The sequence below is a fragment of the Aquimarina aquimarini genome (assembly GCF_900299535.1).
Classification (GTDB): domain Bacteria; phylum Bacteroidota; class Bacteroidia; order Flavobacteriales; family Flavobacteriaceae; genus Aquimarina; species Aquimarina aquimarini.
Genome location: NZ_OMKE01000044.1, coordinates 1 through 16,574, shown reverse-complemented (window position 1 = coordinate 16,574; position 16,574 = coordinate 1). Strand labels below are relative to the sequence as shown.

Genomic DNA, 16,574 nt, shown 5'->3' with positions numbered 1-16,574 from the left:
GGTTTAGAGTTAAATATTTGAATGTTAGATACTTAAATATAATTATTTTCTGCTTTTTCTACAAGTAAAAAAAACTATTCCTTACGTCGAACTCAGGTTATTACTCATCAATAAAACAACTAAATTTATTATGGAATCAGAACTTAGTATTGGAAAAGAAAAAACTGATACCTCTTATGCTATTCAAAAACCACCGAAATGGAGGTTACATATAATGCGAGGGCTATTTTTTTTAAATTTCATTAGTTTAGCATTTGATAATTGGTCAATTATTATTTTTCCAAAAGAACAAATGGACACTTTAACTGGTGTAACAATAAGTTTTTGGGCAGGTTTTTCTCTATTAAATTTAATTGGAATCAGGTTTCCATTAAAGATGCTACCTATTCTTCTGCTTCAATTGCTTTACAAATCAGCTTGGCTTATTGGAACCTACTTGCCAGCAAAAAATAACGGATTATTGGACGATGATTTGAGCTCGTTTTTCTGGATCTGCGTAACAGGAGTTACTTTGAATTTATTAATAATTCCATGGAGTTATGCATACAGGAACTATATTCAAGGGTTTTTCAAATTCAACTAATAAATCGGAAACCATTTTTCAAGCACCTTTCTATCTTGACGACTTTGATTGTGAAAAGAAAGTTGCTATCCTTGGAGAAAATATTAATATTAGAAAAAAACTAATGGGGAAAATAATTTTAATTTCTCCCACCATGTTCTGTTAAAAAAAGATGAAAATACCATAACTGTGTTCATAGCCGTTTTGTGGTTAATCGATCGGTTCCCGTATATTTATGATAGTTCAATGCTTGTAAAAAGAAAAATATAGCAGCTAATATGCAGAAAACCTGAAAAGTAGGGTAACAATTTGCATAGTTACAACACATATGTTAAACTACGTTAGCACACATAATGGTGAATCTTATGAAAAAATTAATTCTAATAACACTAATCGGAATAATTTCAAGTTTTGCATTTGGACAAAAAAATATATCAGAATATAAATCTTATATCAAAAAAGCTGATTCATTGTATGAAGCAAAAGACTATAAAAATTCCGCAATTGAATATCAGAAAGCATTTGATGCAAATGATGGAAAAGCTTATCCTAATGATAGATATAATTCTGCTTGCAATTTTGTGTTGGCTGGAGATTCTGAAAAAGCGTTTTATCATTTATTTTATTTAGCTGAACACCCAAAAATAAAATACAAAAAGTATAATCATATCACAACCGACTCTCACTTTAATTCATTACATAATAATAAAAAATGGGATAAATTAATCCAATTGGTTAAAGCTAATAAGTATGAAGCAGAAAAAGACTTAGACAAATCCCTGGTTGCAATACTTGATACAATTTATAGAGAAGACCAAACCTACAGAAAACAAATCAGAGAAGTTGAACAAAAGTATGGTCGTGAATCTGAAGAAATGAAAAAACATTGGGAGTTGATCAACGAAAAAGATTCTATCAATCTGATTAAAGTTCAAAAAATACTTGATGAAAAAGGTTGGTTAGGTACTAATGTAGTTGGTAATCAAGGAAACTCAACTTTATTTCTTGTAATACAACATTCTCCTCTACAAGTTCAAGAGAAGTATTTACCAATAATGCAAGAAGCTGTAAAAAATGGAAATGCCAGAGCAAGTAGTTTAGCTCTTTTGGAAGACAGAGTGGCTTTAAGAAAGGGCGGAAAACAAATATATGGAAGTCAAGTTGGTAGAGACCAAGAAACAGGAAAACATTATCTTTTACCTATAGAAAACCCTAAAAAAGTTAATGAAAGAAGAGCACAAGTTGGACTTGGCACAATTGAAGGTTACATAAGTAATTGGGGAATGACTTGGGATGTTAATAAGCACATTGAGAGAATGGAAAAAATGAAGGATGAAAAAAAATAAAAGCTACTATTAACAATAGTAACTGTCGCACAATTCTACAACCATATATAAAACAATACACTATACCCCTCTCTATAGAAAACTTCTTAGCTTTGAGAAAACTGAACTAAACATAACACTTTGTAAACTCAATTGATTAAATTGTTTGCTTTTGCTAATGCTACACAAACAATTTAATTAACGACACTATAGCTGAGTTTACTTTGATGCTACCCATGCATATAAGAAAACCGTTAATATTTTGCTTTTTAGTTGACAATTAATTAGATTTAAGTAATTTTGTCAACCAAATAACACTGAATGATGGAAAACTTAGTCGCTAATCGTATTAAAAACGCAAGAGTACTTAAATGCTTATCTCAACAAAATGTTGCAGACGAATTAGGGGTTTCTAAGCAAATGGTAAGCAAATATGAAAATGGTGAAGCCATACCTACTAGTTCAAAATTTCTAAAATTATCAAAGTTATTTGGATTGAAAATTGACTATTTCTTTAGTTCTTTTCAAGTTGAGTTAGGCGAAATAAATTTTAGAAAAAAATCTAGTTTTTCAATCAAAAAACAAAGCTCTTTGAAAGAGCAAATTAAAATTAATTTAGAAAATTATCTTTGGTTAGAAGACACTCTTTCTATTGACTATAGGTTTAAAAATGAAATAGAGAATGTTAGCATTAACAAAATAGAAGATATAGAAAAAGCAGTACTAAAATTAAGGACTAAATGGAATATTGGCATTGACCCTATGCATAACATTATCCAACTATTGGAGGACAAAGAAATCAAAGTCATTGAGTTATATGATGTAGATGATAAGTTTGACGGTTTAGCTACTTATGTTAATAGCAAATACCCTGTAATTGTTGTTAATGGAAATTTTCCTGTTGAGCGAAAAAGATTTACATTACTTCACGAATTAGGACATTTACTACTCAATCTTCCTGATTGTGAAACTAAAAAAGAAGAACAGTTTTGTAATAAGTTTGCAGCAGAATTTCTCTTTCCTAGAGAAATTGTTGTGAAAGAATTTGGTGGAAAAAGAAACCATATTACTCTTGCTGAATTAATTACTACTCAAAAAAAATATGGAATAAGTATTCCAGCTATTATCTATAGATTGGTTGATTCTGGAATTTTAAGTAAACAACGACATTCAGATTTTTATAAAAAAACTAGGTTTAATCCTTCTTTAAATAGAGAAGTAAATGCATCACGTTTTGAAACCCCTGAAAAATCTTCTCGATTCGAGCAATTAGTTTACAGAGCTTTATCGCAAGAGAACATTTCTATAAGTAAAGCATCTTCATTATTAAATAAGAATATTGAGAGTGTTAAGGAAAGTTCATTAATATAGTTTTAGCATTATGAAAATTGTTATTAATGATGCTAATATTTTAATCGACTTAGTAAAACTGGAACTTATAGACGCTTTTTCCAAGCTTGACTTTGATTTACATACAACAGACTTTGTTCTCGATGAATTAAATGATGAGCAGAGGACACCAATTATAAGTTTAAACAATAAAAAAAACTTACAGTATTAGAAACCATAGAAGCAACAGATTTTCAAGGTATAATCACAATCTTAGAAAAAAGCTCAGGATTAAGTTTTGAAGATTGTTCTGTGTGGTATTACAGCAAGAAAATGTCAGGAGTTCTTTTAACAGGTGACGGGAAATTAAGAAAACAAGCCAGTAAGGACAACATTGAGGTTCGTGGAATAATTTATCTCTTTGATGTGCTTCTAAATCAAAATCTGATAAGTTTCCAAGATGCAGTTGAAAAAATTAAACAATTAATTCTGCTAAATAACAGGCTTCCAAAAAAAGAGATTGACAAGAGGGTTGAACTGTGGAATGACGAAAAACACGTTGGGTAACACCAGTAACCTTTGCGCACAAATCCCTAATTTTAATGAAAACAACCTACTATACCCCTCTATACAGGAGCTTTATTTATATATACCAAGTTTCACCATCAACCAATAACTAATACTCAATACAGTTTTCTCACTACTCAATACTAACCTCTCAACACTAGTTGCTACACAGTTTTTTTATTAATTTTTTATGAGGGGGTTTCCTGCAAAACGTATGATAAAAAATAATAGTATTTTTATTCTAAATATATAAGGGGTATAGTTGCTATAGGACTATAGTTTATTGTTACCATAGCAAAAAATATCCAACCCAAATTAGATGACTACAGATATTATTAATAAAATAAGAAAAAATGTTGTTTTTATTATAACTATTACACTAATAATGAACTGTAAGGCTCCTAAAACTAAATATTATTCTATATCAGAGGCTTTAAAGTATCCAAATAATGTTATTGAGTTAGATCTTTCTAATAAAAAAATCAGTAGCCTTCCAGAAACTTTTGGAAAATTCAAAAACTTAATTGAACTCAATTTAGACTTTAATGATTTAGAAGACCTTCCTAAATCATTTGGTAACCTAAAAAAAATAAAAAAGCTTTCCTTTCATTCAAATGAGTTTACTTATATACCCTCTGTAGTTTTTGAATTAACAAATCTAGAAACACTCTCATTTTCTGAAAATAAACTTACTCATCTTCCTAAAAATATAAGAACACTAAAGCGTTTAAAGAGACTTTATCTTCATTTCAATGAACTTTCTATAATTGATGAATCTATAGGTGAACTTACTAATCTCATAGAATTAAAGCTCTATGCTAATAAGATTAAAAAACTACCTGAATCTTTTGGTAATCTGACCAAATTAACAGAGCTATCGCTTCATATGAACTTGTTAGAAAGTTTACCAAACTCTATTGGAAATCTTACAAAAATTAAGAGTTTATATTTAAGAAAAAATATGCTTAAAACACTACCAGAATCATTTGGAAATTTTATAAACTTAAGAGATTTAAATATTGAGAAAAACAAGCTGAAATATTTACCTAATAGTTTTGGAAACTTAAAAGCACTATATACCTTAAATTTAAATGAAAATGATATTGAAGAACTACCCAATTCATTTGGAAACCTAGAAAACCTATACAAGCTAGAAATAACAAACAATAAATTAACAAAACTTCCAGAGTCGTTTGGAATGCTTAAACTATTAGAAAAATTTGATCTTGCATCGAATCAAATCCAAAAAATAGATGATTCCTTTTGGGACCTTAAAAACATCAGAGATCTTTACTTAGATAATAATGAATTAAATTTTCTTTCAAATGCAATTAATAAATCTACGAATTTAAGAGAACTTTCTATTTTTGGAAACTACATAACAAAAATGCCAGATTCCATTATAAACTTGTACAATCTTGAAAAAATTATGACAGATAAAAACCAATTTAACCAAGATGAAACATTAAGAATCAATACAATATTACCTTCTTGTGAAATAGATGATTAGAATGCCTACTTGTAAGACCAATAACCACGACACAAACCCCTAATTTTAAAGAAAACAACACACTATACTCCTCTATACAGAAGCTTTCTTTATATATACCAAAGTTTCACCATCACCCAATAACTAATACTCAATACAGTTTTCTCACTACTCAATACCAGTTGCTATACAGTATTTTTATTGATCTTTACAGCTATTTTTTGCAATAGGTATGATAAAAAATAATAGTATTTTTATTCTAAATATATAAGGAGTATAATTGCTATATTTTATTGTTAATGGCGATTTAAAAAAAGCATTGATGAAAATGATAACATATCTAATAGTTTCAGCCTTGTTTTTCAGTTCTTGTAATATGAAAAACGAACCAGTCTATACCAAACTGCAAACAGACATTTATGAAATAAACAACCAATATTTTTATAGCGAAGAAGTCCACACATATTTGATTGAACTAGAAGACAAAGTTTTGCTATTCGACATTCCAACTTATACCAAGGAAATTGAGAAATTCATACTCTCGTTCGATAAACCTGCCTACGCCATAATTTCCCATGGTTCTTGTGGGATATCAGATGGAACAAAATGGCAAGAAAAAATCGGACTAAAAGTTTATGCACATAAAGCCGACACTAATCATCCTTGGTTGAAAATGAAACCCGATGTATTCTTCACAGAGGTGCCAAATTTTGCCGAAAACATAGAAGTTGTCCATACACCAGGGCATAGTGCAGGAGCAATATGTGTATTGGAAAAAAAATCAAAATCACTATTTTCAGGAGATACATTTTACGGCAATAAAGATGGAGAAATAAGAGATTTTTCTCAAGAAAGTCAGAACGACTATGAAAATCTGGAGGATAGAATAAATAGTTGCAAGGAATTATTGAAATATGATTTTGTGAATATTTATCCGTTTCATTACAAAATAATAACTAGAAATGGAAAGAGAAAACTAAGTGAGTACTTGCAAAACCGATAGGCAAAACTGCCACTTAACATAAGGTTTAGGCGTGTTTGCAAAGTTCACCAAACTTTTAAATTTTTGCGTTTTGAGAATGTAAGCTAAAAATAAAATTTTAAAATTCGACTACGTACCAGACAGAAGAGCAAGTGTTTTTCTACACGCAACGAGACATTGTAACCAATAAGAAAAAAACTTTTATGAAATTTAAAAATCTAACGACTATAATTTTACTAATAACAACATTAAATTTATCTTCACAAGATTGTATTATAACTGCTAAATCGGGTCTGAATGTAAGAAAAGAACCTTCTTTAAAAAGTAAAAAAATAGGAAAACTTGATTATAAGCAGAAAGCAACAATAATTGAAAGAACTCTTGAACCTCTTAAATTAAACGAAGATGGTAAAATTATTGAAGGGTTTTGGGTTAAAATAAAAACTGATAAGCTTTCAGGCTATGTTTTTAAAGAATATCTCGAAATAACCCAAGATTTAGAATATGATTATTTTAATGAAACATTCGATTCCTGGTTAAAACTAGGTTTAACCCAAAAAGAAGTAATAAAAAGGATAGGAGTCCCATCAAAAAAAGGAGAAGACCAAGAATGGTCTGCAATTCCCGCATATATCCAAGAGTGGAAATACGATAATGGTATCACATTACATATGGAATCAGAATCTGCGGACTCTAAAAAAACAGTCTTTATGATAACTATATCAGAACCTTGTAATTATAAAAATTCAAAAAAAATAGGGATAAATTCATCTATTACAGACGTTTTGAAATCATACACTAAATATATTGATGATTTGTCTTTTAGTGAAAATCAAATTATTGCAGGCTCAATATATGGTGGAGTTATTTTTGGATTTGAAAATGGAAAAGTTTCAAGTATTTTTATTGGTGCAGCAGCAGAATAATAAATGGTTGCAACACAGTGTGTAAAACATAGCTAATAAAGGTTACTCTTTAACTTGTATAAACTATGTATCTTAACAAACATATATTTTATTGTTTACCAGCAAGTAAAAACGAGAAATTATGAACACAGAAGACAACAAAAATAATGCAATAGCCTTTTACAAAATGGCTTATGAGGGAAACCCCAAAAATGCGATAAAACAATATGTTGGAGAAGAATATATTCAACACAATCCTGATGTTGCAGATGGTACTCAAGGGTTTATCAATTATTTTGAAAGAATGCAGGAAGAATACCCTGATAAATCCATTGAATTTGTGAGATGCATTTCTGAAGGGAATCTTGTTGCACTACACACTCATCAGATATGGCCAGGGAACGACCAATATGTTACAATGGACTTTTTTAGATTTGATAAAAATGGGAAAATTTGTGAACATTGGGATTCAATTCAACAGATTCCTAAGAACTCAGCCAATCCAAATAAAATGTACTAATCAAAAACCAACTGCTCACTGTACATAGCAAATAGAACGTTTGGTGATTTACGAAAGTTTATTACTATTTACAAACACCAATAGCCATTACATAACCAAATACAAAAACAACTATACCCCTCTATACAGAAGCTTTCTTTATACATACCAAGTTTCACCAATAACCAAATACCAGCGCTGTTTTATAGAGAAAGTTTTGTCCTCCCAGTGCAGGGTGGGAACCAAGGAGTACTATAGAACACCCAATAACTAATACTCAATACAGTTTTCTCACTACTCACTACTCACTTCTCAATACCAGCTGCTATACAATATTTTATTAATTTTTATGAGGGGTTCTCTACAAAGCGTATAATAAAAAATAATAGTATTTTTATTCTAAATAAATAAGGAGTATAGTTATTATAGTAACTATGCTTTGTTGTTAGGTTTAATTAACTAAACTAAATGGACATACCTAAATTCTTATTTCATTATTACGAACTTGAAAATGGACCTTTCCGAAATATTACTGAAAACGGTTATCAAGAAGCTGAAAAAATCCAAAGTCAAATCTCAAAAGGATGGAATAGTAAAAGACCTAATAATTATATTGAATTAAGATTAGCATTAGAAAAGAGAATTAAAGAGCAATTAATTTTAAAGGGAGGAAAACCTAATAGAAATGACCCTTTCTATTTTACTTTGGGAGAATGTGATTGGGCAAAAACTTGGTATATAAATCCAGGAATTATAAAAATTCCCTTAACTGACTTTAGATCTGAGCACATAAGTTTTACTTATCCTGACAGTATGGTGTCATTTCAATTTTACGACGAACCAAAACTTGCTACATATAGAAAAGATTGTAACGGACAAGTTTTCCTATTGGACGAAATGAATGACCTAATAAATGAATACGGTATTCCATCGAATGAAAAGTGTCTGACCGAAGAAAGATTAAAATATGATAAATATATTGAAGCCCAAATATGGGATGATGAAGTAATAAACGAATATAAAAACAAAGCCTAACACTATATCCTATATAAAGCCCTTTGCTATAAGCTATACTATAATTTACTATATTTCAATACTCAGTCAATATCTAAAAAAACAATAACAATCCAGAGGGTTAGAAATCAATTTAGTGTAAACCATGTATCTTAACGAACAATTCAAAAACAAATGAAATAGCGAGATTATTGAATAATCTCGCTATTTTTATATATTTGTATCTTATGTTAGAACAAGCACCTAAATATAAGGAAGATAAGGATACTATCTCTTTAATGGTAGAATTACAATTAAATGGAACATTGAAAAGTATCCAAGATGAATACCTTTATTGGGATAAAATTAAATATAAGTCAAAAAAATATTCTCCTAATAAATTATGGAATGCAGTTAAATTAGATAGAATATTAAAAGCAAATAGAATTAATTTTGGAAACTATTCTTTTTCATTTATAGTAACAGACTTTATGCAAAGAGCTTTACATAAATTCGATATGCATATAGGAGGAACTCTTGGTAGTAATATAGGAATAGCAGAAACAGATAAAACAAAATATATAATTAGTTCATTGATAGAAGAGTCTATTTCAAGTAGCCAAATAGAAGGAGCCAATACTACAAGAAAAAAGGCTAAAGAAATGATTCAACTTGAAAAAAAACCTAAAAACAAATCAGAGCTAATGATAATGAACAATTTCATAACAATGAAATATATTGTTCAAAACAAAGAAAAAGATCTATCCCCCGAAAACATATTATACATTCACAAACTGATTTCAAATGAAACGTTAGATTCTATTGATGAAGAAGGATGCTTTAGAAAAAATGATAATGTACATGTTGTTGACTATACCAAAGGAGAAATTGTACACACACCTCCATTAAAAAAAGATTTAGAAAAATTAATTGATGAGTTATGCGTGTTCTTTAACAACGATACTAATGATTTTATACATCCAATTATAAAAGGTTGTATCGTTCATTTTATGATAGGATGGATTCATCCATTTACAGATGGCAATGGGAGAACTGCTAGGGCTTTATTTTACTGGTATATGCTAAAAAAAGGCTATTGGTTAACAGAATATTTGTCTATTTCAAAAATAATACAAGACACAAAAAATCAATACGAAAAATCATATTTATATACCGAAATGGATGACAATGATTTAAGTTATTTCATTACATACCATATTAAAACAATGGAAAAATCCTATGAAGCCCTAAAAGAGTATATTAATAGAAAACAAAAAGAAGTTTTTCAGGCTGCAAAATTCATGAAAATATCTGAAATAAATGAGAGAACTGCTCAAATACTCAAATTATTAAATGATGATTCTGATAGAGTATTAAGTACTAAAGAGATTGAAGCTAGATTCAACGTTTCTAATTTTACTGCCAGAGCAGATTTAAAAACTTTAGTAAAATTAGGCTTTCTTGACATAATACAGGTAAACAAGAAAAAACAAAACTTTATTAAATCAGAAAACTTTGACAAAATAATAAAGGAATTTAAATTATAAAAGAAACAAACTATATACTAAATTTTTATATGTAAATCATATAACACCCGTAACCAAACACACAAACCCATACAAACAACCCACTATACCCCTCTCTACAAAGGCTTTCTTTATACATACCAAGTTTCACCAATAACCAAATACCAGCGCTGTTTTATAGAGAAAGCTTTGTCCTCCCAGCGCAGGGTGGGAACCAAGGAGTACTATAGAACACCCAATAACTAATACTAAATACAGTTTTCTCACTACTCAATACTCACTTCTCAATACCAACCATACAGTATTTTATTAATTTTTATAAGGGTTTCCCGTAACCACTTGTGTATAAAATAGCAGTATTTTTATTCTAGATATAAAACAAGGATAGGAGAGTGCTTTTATCTTAAGATATAACTAGGTATAGTTACTATGGTAACTATATTAATTGTTGGCATTAATATAAAATGACAGAAGATTTAACCAAAAGAATAACCCAATTTTTAGAAATTGACACTAACTACGCAGTCATAATTAGTGGTGATTATGGTATTGGAAAAACCTTCTATTTTAAAAACAAACTCTTTCCTTTAGTTAGAAACATTAATGTTCCAAATTCTGAAAACGAGGAAAAATATAGACCTATTTTAATTTCATTATTTGGAATAAAAAGTGTCGAAGAAATTCAAAAACAAATCTTTTTAGAATTGTTTCCTCTATTAAAAAACAAAGGAGTTAAAATTGCTTCAGATATTGGCAAATCTTTATTAAAAGTGTTTTCTGGCGTTGACATAGAACAATACGTTAATGATGCCGACACTTCTACATCAGATATAATAAATTATAACAAATTATTACTCTGTTTTGATGACATAGATAGGAAAAGCGATGATTTACAAATCAAAGAATTATTTGGTTTCATTAATAACTTGGTGGAAAACTCAAATACCAAAGTCATAATTATCGCAAATGAAGATGTATTAAGAAAAGAAGAATCAAATAATGAGGACGACACATATTCTGTTATAAGAGAAAAAGTTATAGGCATATCGATAAAGTTCAATACTGATGTAGTTTCAATTTACGACCAAATGATCAATTCAAAATACAAAGATTCTCTTCCTGTTTATTTTAATTATTTAAAGGATTATAATCAAAGTATTATTGCAAGAATTGAGCAGAATAACAAAAACATACGAAATCTAGTTTTCTTTTTAGAACACTATAAAATCATTTTCAACTCTTTAGATGAATACTTAAAAACAGATGATAATTTAAATCCTTTTAGGAAAGAAATCTTTGAATTGATTTTGAATTTCACTTTACCAATTTCTATTGAGTATAAAATGGGTAGCCTTAAGCCCAAATATTTTAAAAATATTAAAGACTTGCACATTGGAGGTTTATTTGACTTATCTGCATTTTTAAGTGATGGACCATCAATGAAAATAAAGTCAAAAGAAGAAAAAGTTGAAACATACCAAGAGATTTACAAAAGAAAATATCTTGACGATACTGCTCAAAGAAAGAAAGTTTTTTTCGAATCTATATTTAATTATATAACTGGTAGTTCTTCGTTTTCTATTGACAAATTAATAGAGGAATTAAAATCAATATTTGTTATAGAAGACAACAAAGTTCCAAAAAGAGAGAAGGTTTTAAATACCCTTTCATATTGGCAATGTATTGACCTAAATACAAATGAATATAGAAAGCTCACTAATGAAATGCTGAAATTTGTTGACACAGGAGAGTATAAATTAGACCAATATCCAACGGTTTTCCACTATGCTACTAGATTCAACAATTTACTAAACTACAACCTAGAAAATCTGAAAAAAAGATTCAAAAGAGGAATTAAAAAAGGAAATTTTGAATACAAGCCTAGTCTTCATTTTCATTTGCACATAAGCGCGAATACAGAATTTTATGAAGACCTTAAAGAGGTTGCGGAATATTGTATTCAAATAAATAAGGAAATCAAAGTAAAATCAGAAAAAGAAGAGGTTGAAAACCTTTTCGAGTTATTTCAAAATGATTTTAAAGAGTTTTTGGAAAAGGTTAACGAGTCAAATACAGAATTAAGATATAAACCAATTTTTTCCAAATTCAATTTCAATAAGTTTTGGTCTACTTTGAAAAAAGCTAAAAATACTGAACTAATAGAATTCGGTTTTGATATGGCGAGACGTTACACTAAATATGTCTACCCTGATTTAAATCCAGAAAAATATTTTCTAGAACAATTAAAAGAAAAATTAGAATCGGAAATAGGTAAATCAAGAACAACTAAAATGAATAAAATTGCATTTGAATTTTTAGTTTCAAAAATAAATGAATCAATTAACAATTTTGAATAAATACTAATGCCAACAATGGCTATAAGTAATTGCTTGTTCTCGCCTACTTCTGAAAATTCTCGCGAATTTTCAGTTTGGTGTGTACTTGCAAAGTTAAGTACTAACCCACGCAACTACTCATAGCCGAGACCGTTGTAGGCAATTTAAGGCCAACATTTTAACAAACCATTAAACATTAAGAAAGATTTGCTTATGGCTATAAAAAACTTCAACACAGACTTCTTTCTTAAAGAGGAACACATTCAAAAAGCTTACGAATTAGCAAAAGCTCAAATAGAAGAAAAAAGCAATATTTTTAAAACAATAGAACTCGAAATTTATAGAAGAGACAAAGTATTAAAAGATTTTGATTCGAAAAAATATCATCAAGAACTGATTTCTAAAGATGTCTTCTATAACAACAGAAAGAAATTTTACAATCTAAAGTATTTAATTCCTAAAGGTTTCTATAGTGTAAGGAAATTTAATTTTTTGTCCTTTGAGTTACTGATTTTATATTATGCTTTAGGCTTTTATTTTTCAGATTTAATGGATGATTCTTTTAAACAAATTGAAGATAAAAAAAATAAAAGAAATAATATTTTTACATTTTATGGAGGTAAAATAAACTTTGAAAATCCCGCAAAATCAGAACTACTCTATTATAAAGATTATGTTGAATTTAATAACTCAGTAAATGAGCAAATAAAAAAAATAATTGATTCTAATAAAAAAGCTGTAATTATAAAATTAGATATTCAAGAATTTTATAAAAATATAGACTTTGATATTTTACTTCAGATTATAGAAAAATATGCAGTTCCTTCACAAGGAAAAAAATTCAAATTTGACACAACTACTATACAAGAGATTAAAAACGTTTTTCTGTTCCTTAATAAAAGCGATGTAGGTTTACCTCTATTTTCTCAAAACGTTGTGTCAAACTTTTTAAGTTACATATATCTTTATGAATTAGATAATTACATTCAAAATCTAACTATTGCAAACGAAAAAGACTTTGTTTATTCTAGGTATGTCGACGATTTTTATATTATTTACAAAAGAAACAAGACAACATCAAATGAAATTCTTGGAAATGAAATATTTGAAATTTCGACTGGCATTTCAAAATTCCTTGCTGATAAATTAGATGCAAGAATCAACCAATTAAAAACTCAAACTTTAATCATTAAAGACGATGCTGATTTACAAAAATTCATCAAAAAAGAAAAAGTAATAAGTCTTCCAGATGCAATAAAAAAAGAAGCAACACCACAAGAAAAGTTAGAAGACATTTTAGAAATTATAGCAAAACTCAAAAAAGACTATAAAGAAAATGGGAAAGCTTACATTGACACAGATGGAAACAATAAGCTGAATGAAATATTTTCAAAATCATTAAAAAACTTTGTAAACTCTGCGAGTGCGAAAAGAAAAATAGAAAGACAATTTAAAAATTGGAATCCTCTTTTAACGTTGGCAAACACTTCTACTTTGATGTTTTTAGTTAAACAATCATCTGCCAATGATGATTTCAAAAAATATCTTTTTGAAGACATTGAATCAAAATTTTCAAATCCTCAACATTTATACTTACTTGAAAAATTCATTTTAAACAATACAATTACAAGTACTCAAAAAAGGAAAATTAATAATTCAAAAAACAGCAATTCGTATTTAAAATTAATAAAAAAGCTCAATACAAGAAATTTTGAATTTGACCAATTCAGCTCATTAGATTTAAATCTTACAGACGAAATACTTATCCAAAATGACTCATTATGTCAGCAAGTGAAAATGTTAGTCTTAGCAGAAATTGAAGAAAAGTATAATGTAGCATTTAACCATCTTTTAAATGTTTTTCACATTTATTGCTTCATTGTCGATGAAGAAAACACGGAAGTACAAAAAAAATACAATCAAAAAAACGTTACGGATTTTCTAGATAAACTAAATTTCTCAATAGACTATATTAACTTTTCAATTCAATTTTTTGATAGAAGAAATAAAAATAATATTTCTCATCCAGGAGAAAACCATATGGAAAATTGGGTTGTTAATAAAGAAGAATATTTAGGATACAAACAAAAACTGAATGAACTATTAATACTGATAAAAAACTGCCTACAATAACTAAGCATATGGCGCGCCGATAGGCTAGCGCTATATGCCTTGTTGACTGATCCAGATATGAGTAAGGGGGAAAACGTTTTTTTTGAGTTCTAGAATTAGAAAAGAAAAAAATGGAAAGAAAAAAGATGCTCTATTGAAAGCCTTAGAAACAATTAAAAACTCAATTTAGTTAAACAAAAACGGCATACAACAATGGTAACCGTTGTACGACTATCTTCTCTGATATTAAACTAAAATCTTGAACAAAACCTTAAATAATTAGCCTTAAAAATCAGTTAGTTATATTTCTTTAGAAAGCTATAAAGGATGATTCTAAAAATATAGTGAGTTGTGCACCCTCCCCATACACAATAAACACCATCAACCCACCCCAACACCCCCAATTAACAAATAAAAAAACTCTAGTCTCATAAAATGGGACTTACTATAGCTATTATTGTATTTTAAAACAGTATTAATCAATAAAATACAAAAACATGTCAAAACAAAATTATGACACCAAGCTTAGTTTGCTAGAATCTATGTTATCAGAAAATGCCTTACCACCAAGAACCCCGATAGATGTGGTAGTACAAGAAGCAGAAAATCTATATGTCTGGATACAAGAAGACAAAGAAGCCTTGACCAATATAGGATTAGATTGGGATACCTATGCAGAAGACCTACCCATTCGTGCAGGAGCATGCAGATACGCACAAGGCGTATGGATGAAAGAACGATATGACAGAGAAGATGCCGTAAAGGTTTGGAACGCAAAATCACCCGATGCCTACACCTTTAGAAACGATCTATTGGCAGACCTGCGCTTCGCTTTTCGCAAGCGATCAGACCTCATTGCACGAGTACGCGCCATTGCAGACGGGTCAGGAGATGCAGATATGATACAAGATTTGGTAGATATAAGCGTATTGGCAAAAGCAAATACCGCCGAACTTACAACCATCAATTATGATATGACCCGTTTTGATCAAGCAGAGCAACAAGCAGATGAATTAGCAGAACTATTAGGTAAAGCAAATGGGGCGATCCTTGATAATTCTAAAGCCAAAGATATACGAGACAAAGCATACACCCACCTCAAAGAAGCCATAGACGAGATTCGTGATACAGGCAAACACCTATTCAGAAAACACCCAGAGCGATACCAAGGATATATCAGCAGATATAACCGATAACACCCCCTCATTTTTATAGCAAAGCTATACAAACACTAGTCCCCGCACAGAATATATAGTCCCCAGTAGCTGGGATGCTTTATATAGTTGCGCGGACTATCTTTTACACAACAGGAACACCTCAAACCACCACTGGGGAAGGGTAAAACTGCGCTGGGACACCCCAAACTACTGCTGGGAAAAGGTGAAATTGCACGGGGAGTCTCATATAAGTTACGCGGACTATCTTTTACACAACAGGGACACCTCAAACTACCGCTGGGGAAGGGTAAAAGTGTGCTGGGGAACCTCAAACTACTGCTGGGGAGGGGTAAAAGTGCGCTGGGACACCCCAAACTACCGCTGGGGAGGAGTAAAACACAACAGGGACACCTCAAACTACCGCTGGGGAAGGGTAAAAGTGTGCTGGGGAACCTCAAACTACTGCTGGGGAGGGGTAAAAGTACGCTGGGACACCCCAAACTACCGCTGGGGAGGGGTAAAACTGCGCTGGGACACCCCAAACCACCGCTGGGGAGGGGTAAAACTGCGCTGGGACACCCCAAACCACCGCTGGGGAGGGGTAAAACTACGCTGGGACACCCCAAACTACCGCTGGGGAGGGTAAAACCGCGCTGGGGCGCCTAAATATGCGGGATTGATCAATTAGAGTAGGTTACAGCATAAAGCCAGCTTAACTCTGTGATAGTATTACTACCAGATGTAGCGAGTAGCTAAATTTTTTTCATTTTTTTTGGCTTTATAAAAAACTAG

Annotated in this window: 13 protein-coding genes; all 13 read left to right on the top strand. The window is 30.1% G+C overall.

The window, feature by feature from the left end; genetic code table 11:
• Positions 1-130 precede the first annotated feature (130 nt).
• The 13 genes from DG508_RS17545 to DG508_RS17485 all read left to right on the top strand — a co-directional run bounded on the left by DG508_RS17545 (position 131) and on the right by DG508_RS17485 (position 15,821).
• Positions 131-583 carry a hypothetical protein gene (locus DG508_RS17545; RefSeq protein WP_108869394.1) on the top strand — a complete coding sequence of 151 codons (453 nt, stop codon included), beginning with the start codon at positions 131-133 and terminating at the stop codon, positions 581-583.
• A 344-nt stretch (positions 584-927) separates the two neighbouring features.
• Complete coding sequence (locus DG508_RS17540) at positions 928-1,908, top strand: DUF6624 domain-containing protein (RefSeq protein ID WP_108869393.1); 981 nt, start codon at positions 928-930, stop codon at positions 1,906-1,908.
• Positions 1,909-2,208: 300 nt separating this feature from the next.
• Positions 2,209-3,258, top strand: a complete 1,050-nt coding sequence (locus DG508_RS17535; RefSeq protein ID WP_108869392.1) for a helix-turn-helix domain-containing protein — start codon at positions 2,209-2,211, stop codon at positions 3,256-3,258.
• Positions 3,259-3,528: 270 nt separating this feature from the next.
• A complete protein-coding gene (locus DG508_RS21340; protein ID WP_464115339.1) occupies positions 3,529-3,783 on the top strand; it encodes a PIN domain-containing protein in 255 nt (84 codons plus the stop codon).
• Positions 3,784-4,102: 319 nt separating this feature from the next.
• On the top strand, positions 4,103-5,293 hold the full coding sequence (locus DG508_RS17525) for a leucine-rich repeat domain-containing protein (RefSeq protein ID WP_108869391.1): 1,191 nt from the start codon (positions 4,103-4,105) through the stop codon (positions 5,291-5,293).
• A 301-nt stretch (positions 5,294-5,594) separates the two neighbouring features.
• A complete protein-coding gene (locus DG508_RS17520; RefSeq protein WP_159090903.1) occupies positions 5,595-6,275 on the top strand; it encodes an MBL fold metallo-hydrolase in 681 nt (226 codons plus the stop codon).
• A 182-nt stretch (positions 6,276-6,457) separates the two neighbouring features.
• Positions 6,458-7,180, top strand: coding sequence for an SH3 domain-containing protein (locus tag DG508_RS17515; RefSeq protein WP_108869389.1), 723 nt, complete (start codon positions 6,458-6,460; stop codon positions 7,178-7,180).
• A gap of 121 nt (positions 7,181-7,301) precedes the next feature.
• Positions 7,302-7,679: a nuclear transport factor 2 family protein gene (locus DG508_RS17510; protein WP_108869388.1), complete on the top strand. Its 378-nt coding sequence runs from the start codon at positions 7,302-7,304 to the stop codon at positions 7,677-7,679.
• Between the two features lie 447 nt (positions 7,680-8,126).
• Positions 8,127-8,693 (top strand): hypothetical protein, encoded by a 567-nt coding sequence (locus DG508_RS17505; protein ID WP_108869387.1) that lies wholly within the window; start codon positions 8,127-8,129, stop codon positions 8,691-8,693.
• A gap of 206 nt (positions 8,694-8,899) precedes the next feature.
• Positions 8,900-10,198 carry a Fic family protein gene (locus DG508_RS17500; RefSeq protein ID WP_108869386.1) on the top strand — a complete coding sequence of 433 codons (1,299 nt, stop codon included), beginning with the start codon at positions 8,900-8,902 and terminating at the stop codon, positions 10,196-10,198.
• A gap of 443 nt (positions 10,199-10,641) precedes the next feature.
• The gene (locus DG508_RS21105) at positions 10,642-12,534 is read left to right on the top strand and encodes a hypothetical protein (protein ID WP_159090902.1); all 1,893 of its coding nucleotides are present in this window, start codon (positions 10,642-10,644) and stop codon (positions 12,532-12,534) included.
• Between the two features lie 192 nt (positions 12,535-12,726).
• Entirely contained in the window at positions 12,727-14,646 is a 1,920-nt protein-coding gene (locus tag DG508_RS17490) for a reverse transcriptase domain-containing protein (protein WP_108869384.1), read from the top strand.
• Between the two features lie 476 nt (positions 14,647-15,122).
• Entirely contained in the window at positions 15,123-15,821 is a 699-nt protein-coding gene (locus tag DG508_RS17485; protein ID WP_108869383.1) for a hypothetical protein, read from the top strand.
• Positions 15,822-16,574: the final 753 nt, after the last annotated feature.

Coding starts and splice junctions, on each gene's coding strand:
- DG508_RS17525 (WP_108869391.1), top strand. CDS start 4,103: ATGACTACAGATATTATTAATAAAATAAGAAAAAATGTTGTTTTTATT.
- DG508_RS17540 (WP_108869393.1), top strand. CDS start 928: ATGAAAAAATTAATTCTAATAACACTAATCGGAATAATTTCAAGTTTT.
- DG508_RS17535 (WP_108869392.1), top strand. CDS start 2,209: ATGATGGAAAACTTAGTCGCTAATCGTATTAAAAACGCAAGAGTACTT.
- DG508_RS17500 (WP_108869386.1), top strand. CDS start 8,900: ATGTTAGAACAAGCACCTAAATATAAGGAAGATAAGGATACTATCTCT.
- DG508_RS17490 (WP_108869384.1), top strand. CDS start 12,727: ATGGCTATAAAAAACTTCAACACAGACTTCTTTCTTAAAGAGGAACAC.
- DG508_RS17545 (WP_108869394.1), top strand. CDS start 131: ATGGAATCAGAACTTAGTATTGGAAAAGAAAAAACTGATACCTCTTAT.
- DG508_RS21105 (WP_159090902.1), top strand. CDS start 10,642: ATGACAGAAGATTTAACCAAAAGAATAACCCAATTTTTAGAAATTGAC.
- DG508_RS17505 (WP_108869387.1), top strand. CDS start 8,127: ATGGACATACCTAAATTCTTATTTCATTATTACGAACTTGAAAATGGA.
- DG508_RS17510 (WP_108869388.1), top strand. CDS start 7,302: ATGAACACAGAAGACAACAAAAATAATGCAATAGCCTTTTACAAAATG.
- DG508_RS17485 (WP_108869383.1), top strand. CDS start 15,123: ATGTCAAAACAAAATTATGACACCAAGCTTAGTTTGCTAGAATCTATG.
- DG508_RS17515 (WP_108869389.1), top strand. CDS start 6,458: ATGAAATTTAAAAATCTAACGACTATAATTTTACTAATAACAACATTA.
- DG508_RS17520 (WP_159090903.1), top strand. CDS start 5,595: ATGAAAATGATAACATATCTAATAGTTTCAGCCTTGTTTTTCAGTTCT.